The sequence below is a fragment of the Streptomyces sp. cg35 genome, from assembly GCF_050410835.1.
GTDB lineage: Bacteria > Actinomycetota > Actinomycetes > Streptomycetales > Streptomycetaceae > Streptomyces.
On the sequence record NZ_CP191268.1, the window covers coordinates 7,331,819 to 7,355,087 of the forward strand.

Here is a 23,269-nt window from a genome sequence, read left to right on the forward strand (position 1 = left end):
CGTGACCGTCACCCTGATCTGGATCGCCGTAGCCCTCTTCGCGATCGGCCTCTACCTGAGCTGGACCGCGGGGCGCCTCGACCGGCTGCACGCCCGCATCGACGCGGCCCGCGCCGCCCTCGACGCGCAGCTCCTGCGCCGCGCCTCCGTCGCCCAGGAACTGGCCACGTCCGGTGTCCTCGACCCGGCCGCGTCGATCGTCCTCTACGAGGCCGCGCACGCCGCCCGACAGGCCGAGGAGGACCATCGCGAGGTCGCCGAGAGCGAGCTCAGCCAGGCGCTCAGAGCGGTCTTCGGCGAGGCCGGGCAGGTCGAGGCCGTCCGGGAGGCCCTCGGCGGCGAGGAGGCCGCGGAGGAACTGGCCCAGGCCGTGCGCCGGGTCCCCATGGCCCGCCGCTTCCACAACGACGCCGTCCGCGCCGCCCGCGCCCTGCGCCGCCACCGCAAGGTCCGCTGGTTCCGGCTCGCCGGGCACGCCCCGTTCCCGATGGCCTTCGAGATGGACGACGAGCCGCCGGTGGCCCTGGCCGACCGCGCCGCCGCATAGGGCGCACGCCGCCGACCCGGGACGCGAGCCAAAAGGAGCCACCGGCTACCCATTGGCCCTTGTAGTGGCCTGGTCCACAGGGGTTACCTCGGTGCTGCAACAAGCCTTCTTCACCGAGTGAGGTCACCCGTGTCCACCAGCACCCAGTCCGACGCCACCCCCGCCACCGGTACCGCCCGCGTCAAGCGCGGCATGGCCGAGCAGCTCAAGGGCGGCGTGATCATGGACGTCGTCACCCCCGAGCAGGCGAAGATCGCCGAGGACGCGGGCGCCGTCGCCGTCATGGCCCTGGAGCGGGTCCCGGCCGACATCCGCAAGGACGGCGGCGTGGCCCGCATGTCCGACCCGGACATGATCGAGGGCATCATCGGCGCCGTCTCCATCCCGGTGATGGCCAAGTCCCGCATCGGCCACTTCGTCGAGGCCCAGGTCCTGCAGTCCCTCGGCGTCGACTACATCGACGAGTCCGAGGTGCTGACCCCGGCCGACGAGATCAACCACAGCGACAAGTTCGCCTTCACCACGCCGTTCGTCTGCGGCGCCACGAACCTGGGCGAGGCCCTGCGCCGCATCGCCGAGGGCGCGGCCATGATCCGCTCCAAGGGCGAGGCCGGCACCGGCAACGTCGTCGAGGCCGTCCGCCACCTGCGCCAGATCAAGAACGAGATCGCCAAGCTGCGCGGCTTCGACAACAACGAGCTGTACGCCGCCGCCAAGGAGCTGCGCGCCCCGTACGAGCTGGTCAAGGAGGTCTCCGAGCTGGGCAAGCTGCCGGTGGTCCTCTTCTCCGCCGGTGGCGTCGCCACGCCCGCGGACGCCGCGCTCATGCGCCAGCTCGGCGCGGAGGGCGTCTTCGTCGGCTCCGGCATCTTCAAGTCGGGCGACCCGGCCAAGCGCGCCGCCGCCATCGTGAAGGCCACCACCTTCTACGACGACCCCAAGATCATCGCGGACGCGTCCCGCAACCTCGGCGAGGCCATGGTCGGCATCAACTGCGACACCCTGCCCGAGGCCGAGCGCTACGCGAACCGGGGCTGGTAAGCCCGTATGAACGCCACCCCCGTCATCGGCGTCCTGGCCCTCCAGGGCGACGTACGGGAGCACCTCATCGCCCTGGCCACGGCCGACGCCGTGGCCAGGCCGGTGCGGCGCCCCGAAGAGCTGGCCGAGGTCGACGGCCTGATCATCCCCGGCGGTGAGTCGACCACCATCTCCAAACTGGCCGAGCTGTTCGGCCTGATGGAGCCGCTCCGCGCGCGCGTGCGCGCCGGTCTGCCCGTATACGGGACCTGCGCCGGAATGATCATGCTCGCCGACAAGATCCTCGACCCGCGCTCGGGCCAGGAGACCATCGGCGGCATCGACATGATCGTGCGCCGCAACGCGTTCGGGCGACAGAACGAGTCCTTCGAAGCGGCGGTCGACGTACAGGGCGTCGAGGGCGATCCTGTAGAGGGCGTCTTCATCCGCGCCCCGTGGGTGGAGTCCGTGGGCGGCGCCGTCGAGGTGCTCGCGGAGCACGAGGGGCACATCGTCGCCGTGCGCCAGGGCAGTGCCCTCGCGACGTCCTTCCACCCCGAGCTCACGGGTGACCACCGGATCCACGCCTTGTTCGTGGACATGGTGCGGGCGAAGGACGCTTCGGGTTCCTTGTAGGATCTGTGCGTTCGTACTGAGGTTGGTTACGCGAAGGAGACAGGCAGATGTCCGGCCACTCTAAATGGGCTACGACGAAGCACAAGAAGGCCGTGATCGACGCCAAGCGCGGCAAGCTCTTCGCGAAGATGATCAAGAACATCGAGGTCGCGGCCCGCACGGGCGGCGCCGACGTGTCCGGCAACCCGACGCTGTTCGACGCCATCCAGAAGGCGAAGAAGAGCTCGGTCCCGAACAAGAACATCGACTCCGCGGTCAAGCGTGGCGCCGGCCTCGAGGCGGGCGGCGCCGACTACGAGACGATCATGTACGAGGGTTACGGGCCGAACGGCGTCGCGGTGCTCATCGAGTGCCTCACCGACAACCGCAACCGCGCCGCCTCCGACGTGCGCGTCGCCATGACCCGCAACGGCGGCAGCATGGCCGACCCGGGCTCCGTGTCGTACCTGTTCAACCGCAAGGGCGTCGTCGTCGTCGCCAAGGGCGAGCTGACCGAGGACGACGTCCTCGGTGCCGTGCTCGACGCGGGCGCCGAAGAGGTCAACGACCTGGGCGAGTCCTTCGAGGTCATCTCCGAGGCCACCGACCTGGTCGCGGTGCGCACCGCGCTCCAGGACGCCGGCATCGACTACGACTCGGCCGACGCCAACTTCGTCCCGACCATGCAGGTCGAGCTCGACGAAGAGGGCGCGCGCAAGATCTTCAAGCTGATCGACGCCCTCGAGGACAGCGACGACGTGCAGAACGTCTTCGCCAACTTCGACGTCTCCGACGAGGTCATGGAGAAGGTCGACGCCTGATCGGGCATCAGCGGCGGGCCGACGGGACACACCCCGTCGGCCCGCCGCTTTGTCACTGGCACCCGATAGCCTGCACGAACAGGCGAGGGAAGTGGGGGCGAGGCGTGCGCGTACTGGGCGTGGACCCGGGGCTGACCCGGTGCGGTGTCGGTGTGGTCGAGGGGATCGCGGGGCGACCCCTGACGATGCACGGCGTCGGCGTCGTACGGACGCCCCCGGACGCCGAGCTGGGCCACCGCCTCGTCGCCATCGAGCAGGGCATCGAGCAGTGGCTCGACGAGCACCACCCCGAAGTCCTCGCCGTGGAGCGGGTGTTCAGCCAGCACAACGTGCGCACGGTGATGGGCACCGCCCAGGCCAGCGCCGTCGCCATGCTGTGCGCCTCGCGCCGCGGCATCCCCGTCGCCCTGCACACCCCCAGCGAGGTCAAGGCCGCCGTCACCGGCAGCGGCCGCGCCGACAAGGCACAGGTGGGCGCCATGGTGACCCGGCTGCTCAGACTCGACGCACCGCCCAAGCCGGCCGACGCCGCCGACGCGCTCGCCCTCGCCATCTGCCACATCTGGCGCGCCCCCGCGCAGAACAGACTGCAGCAAGCCGTAGCGCTGCACGCATCGAAAGGCCGTACCGCATGATCGCCTTCGTCAGCGGCTCCGTCGCCGCCCTCGCCCCCGACGCCGCGGTGGTCGAGGTCGGCGGCGTCGGCATGGCCCTCCAGTGCACACCGAACACGCTGTCCACGCTCCGCATCGGCCAGCAGGCCAAGCTCGCCACCTCCCTCGTCGTACGCGAGGACTCGCTCACCCTGTACGGCTTCGCGGACGACGACGAGAAGCAGACCTTCGAGCTGCTGCAGACCGCCAGCGGCGTCGGCCCGCGCCTGGCCCAGGCCATGCTCGCCGTGCACAGCCCCGACGCCCTGCGCCGCGCCGTCTCCACCGGCGACGAGAAGGCGCTCACCGCCGTGCCCGGCATCGGCAAGAAGGGCGCCCAGAAGCTGCTCCTGGAGCTGAAGGACCGGCTCGGCGAGCCCCTCGGCACCGGCGGCCCCGCCCTCGGCACCGCCGTCACCAGCGGCTGGCGCGAGCAGCTGCACGCCGCGCTCATCGGCCTCGGCTACGCGACCCGCGAGGCCGACGAGGCCGTCACCGCCGTCGCCCCGCAGGCCGAGGCCGCCGAGGGGACACCGCAGGTCGGACAGCTCCTCAAGGCGGCCCTGCAGACGCTGAACCGCACGCGCTAGCCGACCGCCCGACCCCGCCCGTTTTCGAACCGCAACGCGAGGCACACGCAATGAACTGGGACGACACGACCGACGAGGCGCCGGACACCGAGCGGCTGGTGGGATCTGTCGCCGACCGCGAGGACCAGGCCGTCGAGGCGGCCCTGCGCCCCAAGGACCTGGGCGAGTTCATCGGCCAGGAGAAGGTCAGGGAGCAGCTCGACCTGGTGCTGCGCGCCGCCCGCGCGCGCGGCGCCACCGCCGACCACGTCCTGCTCTCCGGCGCCCCCGGCCTCGGCAAGACCACCCTCTCCATGATCATCGCCGCGGAGATGGGCGCCCCGATCCGCATCACGTCGGGCCCCGCCATCCAGCACGCCGGCGACCTCGCCGCGATCCTCTCCTCCCTCCAGGAGGGCGAGGTCCTCTTCCTCGACGAGATCCACCGGATGTCGCGGCCCGCCGAGGAGATGCTCTACATGGCGATGGAGGACTTCCGCGTCGACGTCATCGTCGGCAAGGGCCCCGGCGCCACCGCCATCCCGCTCGAACTGCCTCCGTTCACCCTCGTCGGCGCCACCACGCGCGCGGGCCTGCTGCCGCCCCCGCTGCGCGACCGCTTCGGCTTCACCGCGCACATGGAGTTCTACGAGCCGACCGAGCTGGAGCGGGTGATCCACCGCTCCGCGAACCTCCTCGACGTGGAGATCGACCCCGCGGGAGCGGCCGAGATCGCCGGCCGCTCGCGCGGCACCCCGCGCATCGCCAACCGTCTGCTGCGCCGCGTCCGCGACTACGCCCAGGTCAAGGCCGACGGGCATGTCGACCGGGACATCGCCGGTGCCGCGCTCGCCGTGTACGAGGTGGACGGCCGTGGCCTGGACCGGCTGGACCGCGCCGTCCTGGAGGCCCTGCTCAAGCTGTTCGGCGGCGGCCCCGTCGGCCTGTCGACGCTCGCCGTGGCGGTGGGGGAGGAGCGCGAGACGGTCGAGGAGGTGGCCGAGCCGTTCCTGGTCCGGGAGGGTCTGCTGGCCCGGACGCCCCGGGGCCGCGTCGCCACTCCCGCCGCATGGGCACACCTGGGTCTCACCCCGCCCCAGGGAAGAACGGGCGCAAGCGGACAACAGGACCTGTTCGGGGCGTGACGGCGCGGGTACTCGCCGGGCTTGGAACCCCGGTGCCATGCTGAGCGTTGTTACCACAGTGCGGACTCGCTTAGACTCCGCCGACGGTCGCCTTTACGGCGACGGTGCACCCCCAAACCCAACAAGGCCGCTCTCCGGCGCGGTCGCCTGAAGGAAGTTCCCACCCGTGAGTCTCGTGACCCTCCTCCCGTTCATCGTGCTCATCGGGGCCATGTTCCTGATGACCCGGTCGGCCAAGAAGAAGCAGCAGCAGGCCGCCACGATGCGCAACGAAATGCAGCCCGGTTCCGGCGTCCGCACGATCGGGGGCATGTACGCCACGGTCAAGGAGGTCAACGAGGACACGGTCCTCCTGGACGCCGGCCCCGGCGTCCACCTCATGTTCGCGAAGAACGCGATCGGTGCCGTGCTCTCCGATGACGAGTACAACCGCATCGTCCACGGCGCGGAAGCCACCGAGGACGACGAGCTGACCGACGACGCCGTCGTGCCGGACGACGCGTCCTCCCTCACCGAGACCGACGAGACCGCCGCCGCTGACGACTCGCGCATCGACCTCGGCAAGAAGGACGAGGCCGACGTGGCCGCCGACGCCGACAAGGCCGACAGCGCCGAGCCGAAGAAGACCGACGGCGAGTCCGACGCGAAGTAGTCACGACCGGAGCCGCGGGGCGACCGCTTGCGTCGCCGCGGTTCCGGTTCGTGCGTGACCCGCGCGGATTCTCGACCATTTCATGGCCGTCCGAGCAGTCCGGGGCACGGATCCCCGATGCCGGACGGATGGAGAGGGAGTACGAGAAGGTGGCCACACCTAAAAAGAGCCGAGGGGCAGGGACCCAGAGCAAGCCCGGCCGTGCTCTGAGCCTCATCGTGATCATCATGGTGGCGCTCGTCGGGGGGATGTTCCTCTCCGGTACGTTCACGCCGCGCCTCGGCATCGACCTCGCGGGAGGCACCAGCATCACGCTGGAGGCCAAGAACGAGCCGGGCCAGCCCAACGCGATCAACAAGACCAACATGGACACCGCGGCGGACATCATCAACCGCCGTGTCAACGGCATGGGTGTCTCCGAGGCCGAGGTCCAGACGCAGGGCGCCAACAACATCATCGTCAACATCCCGCGGGGCACGAACCAGAAGCAGGCGCGCGAGCAGGTCGGCACGACCGCTCAGCTCTACTTCCGCCCCGTCCTGACGGTGGCCGCCGGGGCCCCGACCGGCTCCGCCTCGACGAGCCCGTCCCCGAGTGCCTCGTCCGGCAGCAAGGCGACCGACAAGGCCACGGACAAGGCGACCGACAAGGCCTCCTCGTCCGCCACGCCCTCGGCGACCGCGACCTCGCAGGGCCGCGCCGTCACCGACAGCCTGAAGGCCGACTCCACGCCGAGCGCGTCGTCGAGCGCCAAGGCCGACGACAAGGCGTCCCCGACGCCGTCCGCGAGCGCGTCCTCGTCCGCCGACCCCGCCACCGCCGCGCTGCAGAAGAAGTTCACGGACCTCGACTGCACCGACAAGGCGGCCCGGACGAACGTCAACGAGGGCGCCAAGGCCACCGACACCATCGTCGCGTGCGGCAAGGACTCGCAGGGCCAGTGGGAGAAGTACATCCTCGGCGCCTCCGAGGTGAACGGCAAGGACGTCAAGAAGGCCCAGGCGACCATCAACCAGCAGTCCGGCCAGTGGGTCGTCAACATGGACTTCACGGGCGGCGGCTCGAAGAAGTTCGCGGCGACGACCAGCAAGCTCAAGGACCAGCAGTCGCCGATGAACCAGTTCGCCATCGTGCTCGACGGCGACGTGGTCTCCGCCCCCAGCGTCAACTCCACCCTGAGCCAGAACGCCGAGATCTCCGGCAGCTTCACCCAGGAGTCCGCCCAGGACCTCGCCAACGTGCTGTCGTACGGCGCCCTGCCGCTCACCTTCCACGAGCAGAGCGTCACCACGGTGACCGCGGCCCTCGGCGGTGAGCAGCTGCACGCCGGTCTCATCGCGGGCGCCATCGGCCTCGCCCTGGTCGTCATCTACCTGGTGGTCTACTACCGGGGCCTGTCGGTCATCGCCCTCGCCTCGCTGGTCGCCTCCGGCATCCTCACGTACACGCTCATGACGCTGCTCGGCCCGGCCATCGGCTTCGCGCTGAACCTGCCGGCCGTCTGCGGTGCCATCGTGGCCATCGGTATCACCGCGGACTCGTTCATCGTGTTCTTCGAACGGATCCGGGACGAGATCCGCGAGGGCCGCTCGGTGCGGCCCGCCGTCGAGCGCGCCTGGCCCCGGGCCCGTCGCACCATCCTGGTCTCCGACTTCGTGTCGTTCCTCGCGGCCGCGGTGCTCTACATCGTGACCGTCGGCAAGGTGCAGGGCTTCGCGTTCACGCTCGGCCTGACCACCCTGCTCGACGTGGTCGTCGTCTTCCTCTTCACGAAGCCGCTGATGACGCTCCTGGCCCGCAAGAAGTTCTTCAGCGGCGGACACAAGTGGTCCGGCCTCGACCCGAAGCGCCTGGGGGCCCAGCCTCCGCTGCGCCGGCGCGCCACCCGTCGTGCCACCGCTCCCGCTGCCGGCCCTGTCGACCCGAAGGAGGCGTGAGATGTCGAAGCTCGGCAATCTCGGCGCCAGGCTCTACCGCGGTGAGGTCGGCTACGACTTCATCGGCAAGCGCAAGATCTGGTACGGCGTCTCGATCCTGATCACCATCACGGCCATCCTCGGCCTGGCGGTGCGCGGCCTGAACATGGGCATCGACTTCGAGGGCGGCGCCGTCTTCACGACGCCCAAGACCAGCGTCTCGGCCGCGAAGGCGGAGGAGTACGCGGAGAAGGCCTCCGGGCACGACGCGATCGTGCAGGAGCTCGGCACCGGCGGCCTGCGCATCCAGATCGCGGGCATCGACACCGGCAAGTCGGACCAGATCTCGGCCGAGCTGTCCAAGGACATGGGCATCGACGCCGAGAAGATCAACGCCGACCTGGTGGGTCCCAGCTGGGGTGACACGATCGCCAACAAGGCGTGGCAGGGCCTGGCCATCTTCATGGTCCTCGTCGTGATCTATCTGGCGATCGCGTTCGAATGGCGGATGGCGCTCGCGGCACTCGTCGCCCTCATCCACGACATCACCATCACCGTCGGGATCTACGCCCTGGTGGGCTTCGAGGTCACGCCGGGCACGGTGATCGGTCTGCTCACGATCCTCGGTTACTCGCTCTACGACACGGTCGTCGTCTTCGACTCGCTCAAGGAGCAGACGAAGGGCATCGAGAAGCAGACCCGCTGGACGTACAGCGACATCGCCAACCGCTCGATCAACAGCACCCTGGTGCGCTCGATCAACACCACGGTCGTCGCGCTCCTGCCCGTCGCGGGTCTGCTGTTCATCGGCGGCGGCTTCCTCGGCGCCGGCATGCTGAACGACATCTCCCTGTCGCTCTTCGTCGGCCTGGCCGCCGGTGCGTACTCGTCGATCTTCATCGCCACTCCGCTGGTCGCCGACCTCAAGGAGCGCGACCCGAAGATGAAGGCCCTCAAGAAGCGGGTGCTCGCCAAGCGGGCCTCCGCGGCGGCGCAGGCCGAGACCGCCGCCGTCGTCGGCCACCAGGCGGACGGCGCGCTGGAGGCCGAGCCGGAGGATGCCGCCCCGGCCGGTGCCGGACCGCGCAACCAGCCGGCCCGCAACCGCGGCCGCGGCCGCCCCTCGGGCAAGCGCCGCTGACCCGAACAGCGCACCACACGGGCGCCAGGAGCCGTCGAGGCCCCTGGCGCCCGCGTCGTTCACGGACCGGGTCGACTGCTAGGGTTGTCGACCGCGCAAACCCTCCAAAAAAGCCCGCACACACGCCCTGAGGTGCAGAAATGACCGACATCAAGGAACTGCTCCTCAGCCGTATCCGCGACGTTCCCGACTATCCGGAACCCGGCGTGCTGTTCAAGGACATCACCCCGCTCCTCGCGGACCCCGCGGCGTTCACGGCCCTCACCGACGCGCTCGCCGAGCTCTGCGTGCGCCACGGCGCCACCAAGGTCGTCGGCCTGGAGGCGCGCGGCTTCATCCTGGGCGCCCCCGTCGCCCTCCGCGCGGGCCTCGGCTTCATCCCCGTACGCAAGGCGGGCAAGCTCCCTGGCGCGACGCTCTCGCAGTCGTACGACCTCGAGTACGGGTCCGCCGAGATCGAGGTGCACGCCGAGGACCTGTCGGCCGGCGACCGCGTCATGGTCATCGACGACGTGCTGGCCACCGGCGGCACCGCCGAGGCCGCCCTGCACCTCATCCGCCGGGCGGGCTCCGAGATCGCCGGAGTCGCGGTCCTCATGGAGCTGGGCTTCCTGCCCGGACGCGCGCGGCTGGAACCCGCGCTGCAGGGCGCCCCGCTCGACGCGCTGCTCGTCGTGTAAAAACGCCAGGTCACAGACGTGGAGGCGGGCCCGGAGGAATCCGGCGCCCGCCTCTTGCGTTGCTCCTGTACAGAGGCGTCCCACGGCCGAATACGTTCGCCGGGCGCCGGATCGATACCATGGGCTCTCCGGGACCTGAACGGGGGACCCGTCGCGCACGAGGAGCGCCGTTGCCAGACGAGGCCAAGCCACTCACCGCCGCCAAGCCCGACCAGCAGGCCACGCAGCCCGCGGCGTCCTCCGGCACGCCCGCGAAGAACGGTCAGGGCCCCACCAGCACGCCCGGCGCCAAGGCGGCCGAGGAGCCACGCCCCAAGCCTCCCGCCGAGCAGCCCCGCCCCACGCCGCCGCCCGCCATCCGCGCCGCCGCGAACCAGCCGGCGTCCCGCTCCGGCTCGTCGAACCGCGTCCGCGCCCGGCTCGCCCGCCTCGGCGTGCAGCGTTCGAACCCGTACAACCCGGTCCTGGAGCCGCTGCTGCGGATAGTGCGCAGCAACGACCCCAAGATCGAGACGTCCACGCTGCGCCAGATCGAGCGCGCCTATCAGGTCGCCGAGCGCTGGCACCGCGGCCAGAAGCGCAAGAGCGGCGACCCGTACATCACGCACCCGCTCGCCGTGACGACGATCCTCGCCGAGCTCGGGATGGACCCGGCGACGCTGATGGCCGGTCTGCTGCACGACACCGTCGAGGACACCGAGTACGGCCTGGACACCCTCAAGCGGGACTTCGGCGACCAGGTCGCCCTGCTCGTCGACGGCGTGACCAAGCTGGACAAGGTCAAGTTCGGCGAGGCGGCGCAGGCCGAGACCGTCCGCAAGATGGTCGTCGCCATGGCCAAGGACCCCCGCGTCCTGGTCATCAAGCTCGCCGACCGCCTGCACAACATGCGCACCATGCGGTACCTCAAGCGCGAGAAGCAGGAGAAGAAGGCGCGCGAGACCCTGGAGATCTACGCGCCGCTCGCCCACCGCCTGGGCATGAACACCATCAAGTGGGAGCTGGAGGACCTCGCCTTCGCGATCCTCTACCCCAAGATGTACGACGAGATCGTGCGGCTCGTGGCCGAGCGCGCGCCCAAGCGCGACGAGTACCTGGCCATAGTGACCGACGAGGTGCAGTCCGACCTGCGCGCGGCCCGCATCAAGGCGACCGTCACCGGCCGCCCGAAGCACTACTACAGCGTCTACCAGAAGATGATCGTCCGCGGCCGGGACTTCGCGGAGATCTACGACCTGGTGGGCATCCGCGTCCTCGTCGACACGGTCCGCGACTGCTACGCGGCACTGGGCACGGTCCACGCCCGCTGGAACCCGGTTCCGGGGCGGTTCAAGGACTACATCGCGATGCCCAAGTTCAACATGTACCAGTCGCTGCACACGACGGTCATCGGCCCGAACGGCAAGCCCGTCGAGCTGCAGATCCGTACCTTCGACATGCACCGCCGCGCCGAGTACGGCATCGCCGCGCACTGGAAGTACAAGCAGGAGGCCGTCGCCGGCGCCTCCAAGGTGCGCAGCGACGCGCCCAGGTCGACCGGCAAGGACGACCACCTCAACGACATGGCGTGGCTGCGCCAGCTGCTCGACTGGCAGAAGGAGACCGAGGACCCGGGCGAGTTCCTGGAGTCCCTGCGCTTCGACCTGTCGCGCAACGAGGTCTTCGTCTTCACGCCGAAGGGCGACGTCATAGCGCTTCCGGCCGGGGCGACACCGGTGGACTTCTCCTACGCCGTCCACACGGAGGTCGGCCACCGGACCATAGGAGCGCGGGTCAACGGACGGCTGGTGCCGCTCGAATCGACCCTCGACAACGGCGACCTGGTGGAGGTCTTCACCTCCAAGGCGGCCGGCGCGGGTCCCTCGCGGGACTGGCTGGGCTTCGTCAAGTCGCCCCGCGCCCGCAACAAGATCCGCGCATGGTTCTCCAAGGAGCGCCGCGACGAGGCGATCGAGCAGGGCAAGGACGCCATCGCGCGGGCCATGCGCAAGCAGAACCTGCCGATCCAGCGGATCCTCACCGGCGACTCGCTGGTGACGCTGGCGCACGAGATGCGCTACCCGGACATCTCGTCGCTGTACGCCGCCATCGGCGAGGGCCATGTCACGGCGCAGTCCGTCGTGCAGAAGCTCGTCCAGGCGCTCGGCGGCGAGGAGGCCGCCAACGAGGACATCGCCGAGAGCGCACCGCCGTCGCGCGGCCGCTCCAAGCGCCGCTCGAACGCCGACCCGGGCGTGGTGGTCAAGGGCGTCGACGACGTCTGGGTGAAGCTGGCGCGCTGCTGCACGCCCGTACCCGGCGACCCCATCATCGGCTTCGTCACGCGCGGCAGCGGCGTCTCGGTCCACCGCAGCGACTGCGTGAACGTCGACTCGCTGTCGCGTGAGCCCGAGCGCATCCTCGAGGTCGAGTGGGCGCCCACCCAGTCCTCGGTCTTCCTGGTCGCCATCCAGGTCGAGGCACTGGACCGCTCGCGCCTGCTGTCCGACGTGACCCGGGTCCTGTCGGACCAGCACGTGAACATCCTGTCCGCGGCCGTGCAGACCTCGCGCGACCGGGTGGCCACGTCCCGCTTCACGTTCGAGATGGGCGACCCGAAGCACCTGGGGCATGTGCTCAAGGCGGTCAGGGGTGTCGAGGGCGTGTACGACGTGTACCGCGTGACGTCCGCGCGCAGGCCCTGAGAACGGCCCGTACGTGAAGGGGCCCCGGCACTGGAGAGTGCCGGGGCCCCTTCACGTACGGGCTGACGATGTCAGCCGCCGAACTCCTCCAGGCCCTTGAGCGCGGAGTCGAGCAGCGCCTGGCGGCCGTCCAGCTCCTTCTGGAGCTTGTCCGCCTTCGCGTTGTTGCCCTGCGCGCGGGCCTGCTCGATCTGGCCCGAGAGCTTGTCCACGGCCGCCTGCAGCTGACCCGTCAGACCCGCGGCACGCGCGCGTGCCTCCGGGTTCGTCCGGCGCCACTCGGCTTCCTCGGACTCCTGGATGGCGCGCTCCACCGCGTGCATCCGGCCCTCGACCTTGGGGCGGGCGTCGCGCGGCACGTGGCCGATGGCCTCCCAGCGCTCGTTGATCGAGCGGAACGCGGCACGGGCCGCCTTCAGGTCCTCGACCGGCAGGAGCTTCTCGGCCTCGGCGGCCAGCTCCTCCTTGAGCTTGAGGTTCTCGCCCTGCTCCGCGTCGCGCTCGGCGAAGACCGAACTGCGTGCCGCGAAGAACACGTCCTGGGCGCCGCGGAAGCGGTTCCACAGGTCGTCCTCGTGCTCGCGCTGCGCTCGGCCCGCAGCCTTCCAGTCCGTCATCAGCTCGCGGTAGCGGGCCGCGGTGGCGCCCCAGTCCGTCGAGTTCGACAGGGCCTCGGCCTCGGAGACCAGCTTCTCCTTGGCCTTGCGGGCCTCCTCGCGCTGCGCGTCCAGCGACGCGAAGTGAGCCTTGCGGCGCTTCGAGAACGCCGACCGGGCGTGCGAGAAGCGGTGCCACAGCTCGTCGTCCGACTTGCGGTCGAGCCGCGGCAGACCCTTCCAGGTGTCCACCAGGGCGCGCAGCCGCTCACCGGCCGCCCGCCACTGCTCGGACTGGGCCAGCTCCTCCGCCTCGACGACCAGCGCCTCCTTGGCGTGCCGCGCCTCGTCGGACTGCTTGGCCTTCTGGACCTTGCGCTCCTCGCGACGCGACTCGACGGACTCCACCAGCTTGTCGAGCCGCTTGCCCAGCGCGTCCAGGTCGCCGATCGCGTGCGCGTCCGTGACCTGCTCGCGCAGGTGCTCGATCGCGGTCGTGGCGTCCTTCGCCGACAGGTCGGTCGTCTGCACCCGGCGCTCGAGGAGCCCGATCTCGACGACCAGACCGTCGTACTTGCGCTTGAAGTAGGCCAGGGCCTCGTCAGGGGATCCTGCCTGCCACGAACCGACCACTCGCTCAGTGCCGTCGGCCGAACGCACGTACACGGTCCCCGTCTCGTCGACGCGGCCCCACGGGTCGCTGCTCACAGCGCCTCCTCCACATGATGCCTGCGGGGGACTCGTGGGCCCCCGGGCATCGTCCACAGTTTCGTCACGGCCAACATAGGCGACCGGCGGGGCGGCTGTCCGCATCCCGCGCGACCGAAGTTTGGCAGCTGGCAGGTCAGGACTTGGTGACGGTCCCCTTGTTGATCACCACGGTCGCGTTCGGCGCGGTGTTGCCGGTGGTCTGGTCCGCGGCCTGGGCGCCCGCCTTGGCGATCTTGTTCAGAACCTTCATCCCGGAATCGGAGATGGTGCCGAACGGGGTGTACGTCGCCGGGAGCTTGCTGTCCTTGTAGACCAGGAAGAACTGGCTGCCGCCCGTGTGCTTCTGCCCGGTGTTCGCCATGGCGATGGTGCCCGCCGGGAACGTGTAGAGCTGGGTGCCCTGGGTCTTCTCCGCCTTCTTCAGGGAGGAGTCCTTCAGGTTCTCGTCCGGGATCGTGTACCCCGGGCCGCCCTGCCCGGTACCCGTCGGGTCGCCGCACTGCAGCACGTAGATGCCCTCGGTGGTGAGCCGGTGGCACTTGGTGTGGTCGAAGAAGCCCTTGCTCGCCAGGTAGTTGAACGAGTTCACCGTGTGCGGGGCGGCCGACGCCTTCAGGTCGATGCCGATGTCGCCGCAGGTCGTGGCGAGCTTCATCGAGTAGTCGGCGGACTTGTCGATGGTCATCGCCGGCTCCTTCTTCCAGGTGGCCGTCTTCGCCTTCCCCGCGGCGGGCTTCGCGCACGGGTCCGGCGCCTTCGACGCCGACGGGCTCGCGCTCGGCTCGGAGCCGGCGCTGGCCTTCTTGTCGTCGCCCTTGAAGGCCCCGGCGGCGTACGCGCCACCCGTGCCCAGGACGGCCACCGCGAGCACCGCGGCGATCACGGTGTTGCGGGTGCGCGCCTTGCGTCGCGCGGACTCGCGCCGCTGCTGCTGGCGCAGGAACTTCTCCCGGGCGAGCTGACGCTGCCGCTGATCCTTGGTGACCACCGGGTGTTCTCCTCGTACGTCTCGTGACCTTGGTTGCGGGCCGTCGGTTGGTGCCCCGTACCGTATATGGGTTCGCTGTGGAAACGGCAGCGCCGGTAGGCTCTGATCTGCCGCATTCCGCTGAAACAAGGGCCGTGACGGCTGTGACCGCTGTTTCGACGACATACGAAGGACGATCGTGCTGATTGCCGGGTTCCCGGCCGGGGCCTGGGGGACCAACTGTTATCTGGTCGCCCCCGCCGCCGGTGAGGAGTGCGTGATCATCGACCCGGGCCACCAGGCCGCCCAGGGAGTCGAGGATGCGCTCAGGAAGCACCGGCTCAAGCCGGTCGCGGTCGTCCTCACGCACGGGCACATCGACCATGTCGCCTCGGTCGTCCCGGTCTGCGGAGCGCACGACGTCCCGGCGTGGATCCACCCCTCCGACCGCTACATGATGAGCGACCCGGAGAAGGGCATCGGCCGCTCCATCGGCATGCCGCTGATGGGCGAGCTCACCGTGGGGGAGCCCGACGACGTGCGGGAGCTGTCCGACGGCGCGCAGCTGAAGCTCGCCGGACTCGACTTCTCCGTCGCGCACGCGCCCGGCCATACCAAGGGGTCGGTGGCCTTCCAGATGCCCGAGACCGCGGACATCCCGTCGGTGTTCTTCTCGGGCGATCTGCTGTTCGCCGGCTCCATCGGACGCACCGACCTGCCCGGTGGCTCCATGGACGACATGCTCGAATCGCTGGCCCGTGTGTGCCTGCCGCTCGACGACTCGACCGTGGTCCTCTCCGGGCACGGCTCCCAGACGACCATCGGCCAGGAGCGCGCCACCAACCCGTATCTGCGGCAGGTGGCCGCCGCCGGCCAGGGGGACTCGCCCCAGGCCCCCCGACGAGGAATGTGAAGAGACTTCTCCCGTGAGCACCTTTCAGGCCCCCAAGGGCACGTACGACCTGATTCCGCCGGACTCCGCGAAGTACCTCGCGGTGCGCGAGGCGATCTCCACGCCCCTGCGCAACTCCGGCTACGGCTACATCGAGACGCCCGGCTTCGAGAACGTCGAGCTGTTCGCGCGCGGTGTCGGTGAGTCCACCGACATCGTCACCAAGGAGATGTACGCCTTCGAGACCAAGGGCGGCGACAAGCTCGCGCTGCGCCCCGAGGGCACCGCGTCCGTGCTGCGCGCCGCCCTGGAGGCCAACCTGCACAAGGCGGGCAACCTCCCGGTCAAGCTCTGGTACTCGGGCTCGTACTACCGCTACGAGCGCCCCCAGAAGGGCCGGTACAGGCACTTCTCCCAGGTCGGCGCCGAGGCCATCGGGGCCGAGGACCCGGCCCTGGACGCCGAGCTGATCATCCTGGCCGACCAGGCGTACCGCTCGCTCGGGCTCAGCAACTTCCGCATCCTGCTGAACTCGCTGGGCGACAAGGAGTGCCGTCCCGTCTACCGGGCCGCCCTCCAGGACTTCCTGCGCGGCCTCGACCTCGACGAGGAGACGCTGCGCCGCGCCGAGATCAACCCGCTGCGCGTCCTCGACGACAAGCGGGCCGACGTCCAGAAGCAGCTCGTGGGCGCGCCCTCGCTGCGCGACTACCTGTGCGACGCGTGCAAGGCGTACCACGAGCAGGTGCGCGAGCTGCTCCTCGCCGAGGGCGTCGCCTTCGAGGACGACGAGAAGCTGGTCCGCGGCCTCGACTACTACACGCGGACGACGTTCGAGTTCGTCCACGACGGTCTCGGCTCGCAGTCCGCGGTGGGCGGCGGCGGCCGCTACGACGGCCTGTCCGAGATGATCGGCGGCCCCTCACTGCCGTCCGTCGGCTGGGCCCTCGGCGTCGACCGCACGGTCCTCGCCCTGGAGGCGGAGGGCGTCGAGCTCGAACTGCCCGCCACCACCAGCGTGTTCGCGGTGCCGCTCGGCGACGAGGCGCGCCGTGTGCTGTTCACCAAGGTGACGGAGCTGCGCAAGGCCGGGATCTCGGCGGACTTCTCCTTCGGCGGCAAGGGCCTCAAGGGCGCCATGAAGAACGCGAACCGGTCCGGTGCGCGCTTCACCATCGTCGCCGGTGAGCGGGACCTCGCCGAGGGCGTCGTACAGCTCAAGGACATGGAGTCCGGCGAGCAGACGGCGGTCGCGGTGGCCGAGGTCGTGCCCGTGCTCAAGGACAAGCTCGGGGCGTGACGCCTCGGGCCCGTAGGGGACGCGGGGCCCTCGGGCTCCGCGCCTCCCGGGCGCCCGTCCTTATGTCCATCGAACGGTGAAGACCGGGGCCCGTGCGGCACAATGACCCTGCCCGCAGGCCACACACCTCACCTACGGATCGGCGTGATGAGCAAGACGACGACAGCAAGCGACAGCGTCTCCCACGACTCAGGTGCCGGGGACGCCCCGCGCTCCGTCGGCGGCAGCCGCGCCTTCGCGCTGCTCCTGGTGATCACCGGAGCGGCCGGTGTGCTCGCCGCGTGGGTCATCACGCTCGACAAGTTCAAGCTCCTCGAGGACCCGAACTTCACGCCGGGCTGCTCGATCAACCCGGTCATCTCCTGCGGCAGCATCATGAAGAGCGACCAGGCGTCGGTCTTCGGCTTCCCGAACCCGATGCTCGGCCTCGTCGCCTACGGCATCGTGATCTGCGTCGGCATGAGCCTGCTGGCCCGCGCCCGCTTCCCGCGCTGGTACTGGCTGACGTTCAACGCGGGCTGCCTCTTCGGCGTCGGATTCGTGACCTGGCTGCAGTTCCAGTCGCTGTACCGGATCAACGCGCTGTGCCTGTGGTGCTCCCTCGCGTGGGTCGCCACGATCCTGATGTTCTGGTACGTCACGTCGTCCAACATCCGCAACGACTTCCTGCCGGCGCCGCGCTGGCTCAAGACGTTCTTCGCCGACTTCACCTGGGCGCTGCCCGTCGTGCACATCGGCATCGTCGCCGTGCTGATCTTCACGCGCTGGGGCGACAAGCTCTGGGCCTGACCGCTGCCCGCGGCGTTGTCAGTGCGGTGACATAGGGTTTTCGACGTGGAGCCCGACCTGTTCACCGCCGCAGCCGAAGACCGCCAGGAGAAGGACCCGTCCGCGAGTCCCCTGGCCGTACGGATGCGCCCGCGCACCCTCGACGAAGTCGTCGGCCAGCAGCACCTGTTGAAGCAGGGATCGCCACTGCGCCGCCTGGTCGGCGAGGGCGGATCCGGCCCGGCCGGGGCGTCGTCCGTGATCCTGTGGGGCCCGCCGGGCATCGGCAAGACGACCCTGGCGTACGTCGTCTCGAAGGCGACGAACAAGCGGTTCGTGGAGCTGTCCGCGATCACCGCGGGCGTCAAGGAGGTCCGCGCCGTCATCGAGGGCGCCCGGCGCGCGATGGGCGGCCACGGCAAGGAGACCGTCCTCTTCCTCGACGAGATCCACCGCTTCAGCAAGGCCCAGCAGGACTCCCTGCTGCCCGCCGTCGAGAACCGCTGGGTGACCCTGATCGCGGCCACCACGGAGAACCCGTACTTCTCGGTGATCTCCCCGCTGCTGTCGCGCTCCCTCCTGCTCACCCTCGAGCCGCTCACGGACGACGACCTGCGCGGCCTGCTGGCCCGGGCACTCACCGAGGAGCGGGGTCTGGCCGGTGCGGTCGAGCTCGCACCCGACGCCGAGGAGCACCTGCTGCGGGTCGCCGGCGGTGACGCCCGCCGCGCGCTGACCGCCCTGGAAGCCGCCGCCGGAGCGGCCATCGCCAAGGACGAGGGGACCATCACCCTCGAAAGCGTCGAGGAGACGGTCAACCGCGCGGCGGTCAAGTACGACCGGGACGGCGACCAGCACTACGACGTGGCGAGCGCCCTGATCAAGTCCATCCGCGGCTCGGACGTCGACGCGGCGCTGCACTATCTGGCCCGCATGATCGAGGCCGGTGAGGATCCCCGCTTCATCGCCCGCCGCCTCATGATCTCGGCCAGCGAGGACATCGGCCTCGCCGACCCGACGGCGCTGCCCACCGCGGTCGCCGCCGCCCAGGCCGTCGCCATGATCGGCTTCCCGGAGGCGGCCCTCACCCTCAGCCACGCCACGATCGCCCTGGCACTGGCCCCGAAGTCGAACGCGGCGACGACCGCGATCGGCGCCGCGATGGAGGACGTCCGCAAGGGTCTGGCCGGGCCCGTCCCGGCGCACCTGCGCGACGGGCACTACAAGGGCGCCGCCAAGCTCGGCCACGCCCAGGGCTACGTGTACCCGCACGATGTGCCCGGTGGCATCGCGGCCCAGCAGTACGCGCCGGACGCCATCGCCGGACGGCGCTACTACGAGCCCACGCGCTACGGCGCCGAGGCGCGGTACGCGGACGTCGTGGAGCGGGTCAGGGAGCGGCTGCGCGGCGAAGGCGGCTGAGCGCGCCGCCTCGGAGTGATCCACTTACCCTCGGTCTATGGGCAGAGCGGTGCGACGGGGAGCCACAGGGGCGGTGCTCGTGCTGGCCTGTGCCGTCTCCTGTACGCCGCCTCAGCTCGACCGGGGCGACGCCCGGCGCAGCCCCGCCGCCTCGTCGAAGCCGGCGGCACCGACCCTCACGCCCACCCCGCAGACCCTCGCGAGCAAGGGCTTCCCGCCGAGCCCGGCCGAGGCCCGCAGCCAGCTGGCCGCCCTCGCCGTCGCCTGGGGCAAGAACTGGCAGACGTACAAGCGGAGCGAGTTCGGCGAGGGCTGGAGCGACGCCGTGGACGCCCCCGGCGGGCGCAACGGGTGCGACACCCGCGACGACGTCCTGCGGCGCGACCTCAGCGATCTGCGCGAGGGCGACCGCAACGCCTGCGTGGTGATCTCCGGCACGCTCCACGACCCGTACACCGGCAAGGACCTGCCGTACTACTACCGCCGTGCCTCCCAGATCCAGACCGACCACGTCGTCGCCCTCGGCGCCGCCTGGCGGGCCGGTGCCTACGCCTGGACCCCGCAGCAGCGGCTCACGTACGCCAACGACCTCGACGTCCTGCTCGCCGCGGACAAGACCACGAACTACGAGAAGAGCAGCCGGACCCCCGACAAGTGGAAGCCGCCGAACCGGGCCTACTGGTGCGAGTACGGGCGCCGCTGGACCGGGATCAAGCACAAGTACAAGCTGACGGTGACCGCCCCGGAGAAGCTGGCCCTGCAGGATCTGCTGGCCACCTGCCCGAAGTGAAACGGCCCCCGGCCGATCCGGTAGACTTCAGCGAAGTGCTGCGTCCCGCGCCCGGTCTCCCGAAAGGGAAACCGGCACCACCAGAGCGGGACATCCAGCCGGATCCCCCGAACCGCAAGGCACAGGGGATCCAGGAGCGTCGCGCACCTCGAAGGTGTCGCGGGCAGCCCACCACCCTCCCGGTACCCCCGGGAACAGGTCGGTGGGCCACTCGCGTGCTGCACGTATGTGCCCAGACCCGGGAGCGGCTGCCCACCCATCCTCGCGATGGAGGGGTTTCCCGAGCTGCGGATGCGACCTCCCCTAACCCTGGTGAAGCCGTATTCGCATCAGAAACATGAGGTGTTTGGTTCATGGCGAACCAGTCCCGCCCCAAGGTCAAGAAGTCGCGTGCCCTCGGCATCGCGCTGACCCCGAAGGCCGTCAAGTACTTCGAGGCCCGCCCCTACCCGCCGGGCGAGCACGGCCGCGGCCGCAAGCAGAACTCGGACTACAAGGTCCGTCTGCTCGAGAAGCAGCGTCTGCGCGCCCAGTACGACATCAGCGAGAAGCAGCTCGCCCGCGCCTACGACCGCGCCAAGAAGGTCGAGGGCAAGACGGGTGAGGCTCTGGTCGTCGAGCTCGAGCGTCGTCTGGACGCCCTGGTTCTGCGTTCGGGCATCGCCCGCACGATCTACCAGGCCCGTCAGATGGTCGTCCACGGCCACATCGAGGTCAACGGCCAGAAGGTCGACAAGCCCTCGTTCCGTGTCCGTCCCGACGACGTCGTGATGGTCCGCGAGCGCAGCCGCAAGAAGCCGCTGTTCGAGGTCGCGCGTGAGGGTGGCTTCGCCCCCGAGGGCGAGACCCCGCGTTACCTCCAGGTGAACCTGAAGGCCCTGGCCTTCCGCCTGGACCGTGACCCGAACCGCAAGGAGATCCCCGTGATCTGCGACGAGCAGCTCGTCGTCGAGTACTACGCCCGCTGACCGACCAGCGGACGTAGCTCACCCTGCGTTTCAGCCCGTCGTCTCCCCGCCGTTCGCGGTGGGGGAGGCGGCGGGTTCACGCTTTTCCGGGGCGGCCGCACGCGCGAGGCGCGGCACCTGCGCCGGCACGATCCACCGCTCGCCCCGGCCGAGCGCCCGGGCCACCGCCTCGTCGTGCCCCAACCGCTCGCCCGCGCGCTTCAGTTCGTCGAACCGGGCATCGCCCAGCGCCTCCCGGGCCCGCGTCTCGCAGCGCACATGCGGCTCGTTGTAGTGACCCGAACCGAACAGCGGCAGCCCGACCGATGGCCAGATCCGGGCCGCCGCGCCCTGCAGCACCGCGGCCTCCGGGGCATCCCCCTCCGTCACGGTGATCAGCGCCAGCAGCTCGACCGCGAGCACCGTGCCCAGCAGATCGTGGAACTCGTGGTCGATGGCGAGGCACTCCTCCAGGAGCGCGCGTGCCCGGACCGGATCGCCCGCGTGCCACGCCGCGTACCCCAGCACATACAGCGCGTACGCCATGGTCCAGCGCTCACCGTGGTCCTCGCACACCTGCCGTACGTCCTCGCACAGCGCCACGGCCTCCGCCAGCTCGCCCTGGAACGACAGCGCCATCGCCAGCTCGACCTGGCCCATCAGCACATTGCTGTTGAGCTCGCCGATCTCGCGGTAGCTGGCCAGCGCCGCCCGCAGCAGCTGCTCGGCGCGCGGCATGTCGTCCGTGACCAGGGCCAGGCAGCCGGTGCGGTGCACGGCGTACGCGAGCGCCGTCGCGTCGCCGCCGCGCTCCGCCTCGTCGTGGCATTCCTGCAGCGCGGCCAGCGCGGGCACGGTGTCGCCCTGAAGGATCGCCACGTAACCGAGCACCCACAGCGCCTTGAGCCGCGAGGCGCCGTACTCGGACGTCGCGCCCCCTTCGGCCGGCTCCTCCAGGTCGACGCTGCGGTCCAGCCAGTGCCGCCCCTCCGTGAGCCGCCCGCAGCCCGCCCAGTAGAACCACAGCGTGCCCGCCAGATACTGGCCCAGGTGCGACTCGCCCGGCTCGGTCAGGCAGAACTCCAGCGCCGCCCGCAGATTCGGCAGCTCCGCGTCGATCCGCTCCGCCACCTCGCCCTGCCGCGGCGAGAACCAGTCCAGCTCGCACCAGGTCGCCAGGCCCATGTACCAGTCGCGGTGCCGGCGCCGCATCCGGCCGCTGTCGCCGATCTGCTCCAGCCACTCGGCACCGTACGCCCGCACGGTGTCCAGCATCCGGTAGCGCACCCCGGCCGCGGACTCCTCGCGGATCACCACGGACTGCGCGAGCAGCTCGTGCAGCACGTCCAGCACCGTGTCCGTGTGCAGGCCCTCGCCGCTGCAGATGTACTCGGCCGCCTCCAGGTCGAACTGCCCGGAGAAGACGGACAGCCGCGCCCACAGCATCCGCTCGGGCGCCGTGCACAGCTCATGGCTCCAGCCGATCGCCGTCCGCAGCGTCTGGTGGCGCGGCAGCGCGTCCCGCCCGCCGCCCGTCAGCAGCCGGAACCGGTCGTCGAGGCGCTCCACCAGCTGCGGCGGAGACAGGGCCCGCAGCCGGCCCGCCGCCAGCTCCACCGCCAGCGGCAGGCAGTCCAGGCGCCGGCACACCTCCAGGACGTCGACCAGATGACGGCCGTCGTCCAGGCGGAAGCCGGGCAGCAGCGCCGTCGCCCGGTCCGCGAACAGCTCCGCCGCGTCCTGCGCCGTCAGCGGGGACAGCGGGAACAACTGCTCGCCCGCCAGGTTCAGCGGCCTGCGGCCCACCGCGACGACCCGCAGTCCGGGCGCGGCCCGCAGTAGATCCCGTACGAGCGCGGCGCACGCGTCCACGAGATGCTCGAACCCGTCCAGAACGAGCACGAGTTGACGCTCGGCGAGATGCTCGACCAGCACCTGGCGCGGCGGGCGCGTGGTGTGATCGGTCAGACCGAGCGCCTCGGCGACCGTGTACTCGACGAGCTCGGGCCGGCGCACCGCCGCCAGTTCCACCCGCCACACACCGTCCCTGCACAGCTCCCGCGGGGTGCGGGCGACGACATGCGCGGCGAACCGGGACTTGCCGACACCGCCGGCACCGGTGACCGTCACCAGGCGCGTGGCCGCCAGATTCCCTTGCAGGGCGTCGAGTTCGGCCGCCCGGCCGACGAAACGGTTCATTTCATGGGGGAGGTTGCCGGGGCGCGGGGGACCGGCCGGCATGTCGTCGGGGCGCAGAGAGCGTTGCATGAGGTACGGAGCGTACTCATCCGTACGCAGTCCGTACAATCGCTCCGGGCGAAGTGCCCCCACGCGGAGCCGGAATGCGGTACGGAGTGCGGGGCGGGGCGCGATAGGCTCGGGGGACGACTTTTTTGATGTTCGGCAGCGGTCGGTCGACGACAGCAGACGGCA

General features: G+C 70.4%; 21 protein-coding genes. 18 read left to right on the top strand and 3 right to left on the bottom strand.

The window, feature by feature from the left end:
* Position 1 precedes the first annotated feature (1 nt).
* From ACQUQD_RS33590 to ACQUQD_RS33645, 12 genes are all read left to right on the top strand, one after another.
* Positions 2–547: a hypothetical protein gene (locus tag ACQUQD_RS33590; protein ID WP_428955938.1), complete on the top strand. Its 546-nt coding sequence runs from the start codon at positions 2–4 to the stop codon at positions 545–547.
* 129 nt (positions 548–676) lie between these two features.
* The gene (gene pdxS / locus ACQUQD_RS33595; protein ID WP_428955939.1) at positions 677–1,588 is read left to right on the top strand and encodes a pyridoxal 5'-phosphate synthase lyase subunit PdxS; all 912 of its coding nucleotides are present in this window, start codon (positions 677–679) and stop codon (positions 1,586–1,588) included.
* Between the two features lie 6 nt (positions 1,589–1,594).
* Positions 1,595–2,203 (top strand): pyridoxal 5'-phosphate synthase glutaminase subunit PdxT, encoded by a 609-nt coding sequence (gene pdxT, locus ACQUQD_RS33600; RefSeq protein ID WP_428955940.1) that lies wholly within the window; start codon positions 1,595–1,597, stop codon positions 2,201–2,203.
* Positions 2,204–2,250: 47 nt separating this feature from the next.
* Positions 2,251–3,003, top strand: a complete 753-nt coding sequence (locus tag ACQUQD_RS33605) for a YebC/PmpR family DNA-binding transcriptional regulator (protein ID WP_428955941.1) — start codon at positions 2,251–2,253, stop codon at positions 3,001–3,003.
* A 104-nt stretch (positions 3,004–3,107) separates the two neighbouring features.
* Entirely contained in the window at positions 3,108–3,638 is a 531-nt protein-coding gene (gene ruvC, locus ACQUQD_RS33610) for a crossover junction endodeoxyribonuclease RuvC (RefSeq protein WP_428955942.1), read from the top strand.
* Positions 3,635–4,246: a Holliday junction branch migration protein RuvA gene (ruvA, locus tag ACQUQD_RS33615; RefSeq protein ID WP_428955943.1), complete on the top strand. Its 612-nt coding sequence runs from the start codon at positions 3,635–3,637 to the stop codon at positions 4,244–4,246. Before ruvC ends, ruvA begins: the two co-directional genes overlap by 4 nt.
* 50 nt (positions 4,247–4,296) lie before the next feature.
* Positions 4,297–5,370 (top strand): Holliday junction branch migration DNA helicase RuvB, encoded by a 1,074-nt coding sequence (gene ruvB / locus ACQUQD_RS33620; RefSeq protein ID WP_428955944.1) that lies wholly within the window; start codon positions 4,297–4,299, stop codon positions 5,368–5,370.
* A gap of 166 nt (positions 5,371–5,536) precedes the next feature.
* Positions 5,537–6,022 (top strand): preprotein translocase subunit YajC, encoded by a 486-nt coding sequence (gene yajC, locus ACQUQD_RS33625; RefSeq protein ID WP_428955945.1) that lies wholly within the window; start codon positions 5,537–5,539, stop codon positions 6,020–6,022.
* Between the two features lie 149 nt (positions 6,023–6,171).
* Positions 6,172–7,959, top strand: a complete 1,788-nt coding sequence (gene secD / locus ACQUQD_RS33630) for a protein translocase subunit SecD (RefSeq protein WP_428955946.1) — start codon at positions 6,172–6,174, stop codon at positions 7,957–7,959.
* A gap of 1 nt (position 7,960) precedes the next feature.
* Positions 7,961–9,079 (top strand): protein translocase subunit SecF, encoded by a 1,119-nt coding sequence (gene secF, locus ACQUQD_RS33635; RefSeq protein WP_428955947.1) that lies wholly within the window; start codon positions 7,961–7,963, stop codon positions 9,077–9,079.
* A gap of 140 nt (positions 9,080–9,219) precedes the next feature.
* A complete protein-coding gene (locus ACQUQD_RS33640; protein ID WP_428955948.1) occupies positions 9,220–9,759 on the top strand; it encodes an adenine phosphoribosyltransferase in 540 nt (179 codons plus the stop codon).
* A 170-nt stretch (positions 9,760–9,929) separates the two neighbouring features.
* On the top strand, positions 9,930–12,443 hold the full coding sequence (locus ACQUQD_RS33645) for a RelA/SpoT family protein (RefSeq protein WP_428955949.1): 2,514 nt from the start codon (positions 9,930–9,932) through the stop codon (positions 12,441–12,443).
* 71 nt (positions 12,444–12,514) lie between these two features.
* Here ACQUQD_RS33645 and ACQUQD_RS33650 read toward each other — a convergent pair whose 3' ends face one another.
* A complete protein-coding gene (locus ACQUQD_RS33650; RefSeq protein WP_428955950.1) occupies positions 12,515–13,747 on the bottom strand; it encodes a DUF349 domain-containing protein in 1,233 nt (410 codons plus the stop codon).
* A 136-nt stretch (positions 13,748–13,883) separates the two neighbouring features.
* Positions 13,884–14,738 (bottom strand): peptidylprolyl isomerase, encoded by an 855-nt coding sequence (locus ACQUQD_RS33655; protein WP_428955951.1) that lies wholly within the window; start codon positions 14,736–14,738, stop codon positions 13,884–13,886.
* Between the two features lie 178 nt (positions 14,739–14,916).
* On the opposite strand from ACQUQD_RS33655, the gene ACQUQD_RS33660 reads away from it, so the two are divergent.
* From ACQUQD_RS33660 to rpsD, 6 genes are all read left to right on the top strand, one after another.
* On the top strand, positions 14,917–15,630 hold the full coding sequence (locus ACQUQD_RS33660) for an MBL fold metallo-hydrolase (RefSeq protein WP_428955952.1): 714 nt from the start codon (positions 14,917–14,919) through the stop codon (positions 15,628–15,630).
* Positions 15,631–15,643: 13 nt separating this feature from the next.
* Positions 15,644–16,909, top strand: a complete 1,266-nt coding sequence (hisS, locus tag ACQUQD_RS33665; protein ID WP_428955953.1) for a histidine--tRNA ligase — start codon at positions 15,644–15,646, stop codon at positions 16,907–16,909.
* A gap of 147 nt (positions 16,910–17,056) precedes the next feature.
* Positions 17,057–17,698: a vitamin K epoxide reductase family protein gene (locus ACQUQD_RS33670; RefSeq protein WP_428955954.1), complete on the top strand. Its 642-nt coding sequence runs from the start codon at positions 17,057–17,059 to the stop codon at positions 17,696–17,698.
* 45 nt (positions 17,699–17,743) lie between these two features.
* Positions 17,744–19,099, top strand: a complete 1,356-nt coding sequence (locus tag ACQUQD_RS33675) for a replication-associated recombination protein A (RefSeq protein ID WP_428955955.1) — start codon at positions 17,744–17,746, stop codon at positions 19,097–19,099.
* A 37-nt stretch (positions 19,100–19,136) separates the two neighbouring features.
* Positions 19,137–19,889: an HNH endonuclease family protein gene (locus tag ACQUQD_RS33680; protein WP_428955956.1), complete on the top strand. Its 753-nt coding sequence runs from the start codon at positions 19,137–19,139 to the stop codon at positions 19,887–19,889.
* A 353-nt stretch (positions 19,890–20,242) separates the two neighbouring features.
* Entirely contained in the window at positions 20,243–20,857 is a 615-nt protein-coding gene (gene rpsD, locus ACQUQD_RS33685) for a 30S ribosomal protein S4 (RefSeq protein ID WP_428955957.1), read from the top strand.
* Positions 20,858–20,887: 30 nt separating this feature from the next.
* On the opposite strand, the gene ACQUQD_RS33690 is transcribed toward rpsD, so the two are convergent.
* Complete coding sequence (locus tag ACQUQD_RS33690; protein WP_428955958.1) at positions 20,888–23,104, bottom strand: ATP-binding protein; 2,217 nt, start codon at positions 23,102–23,104, stop codon at positions 20,888–20,890.
* Between the last annotated feature and the right edge of the window lie 165 nt (positions 23,105–23,269).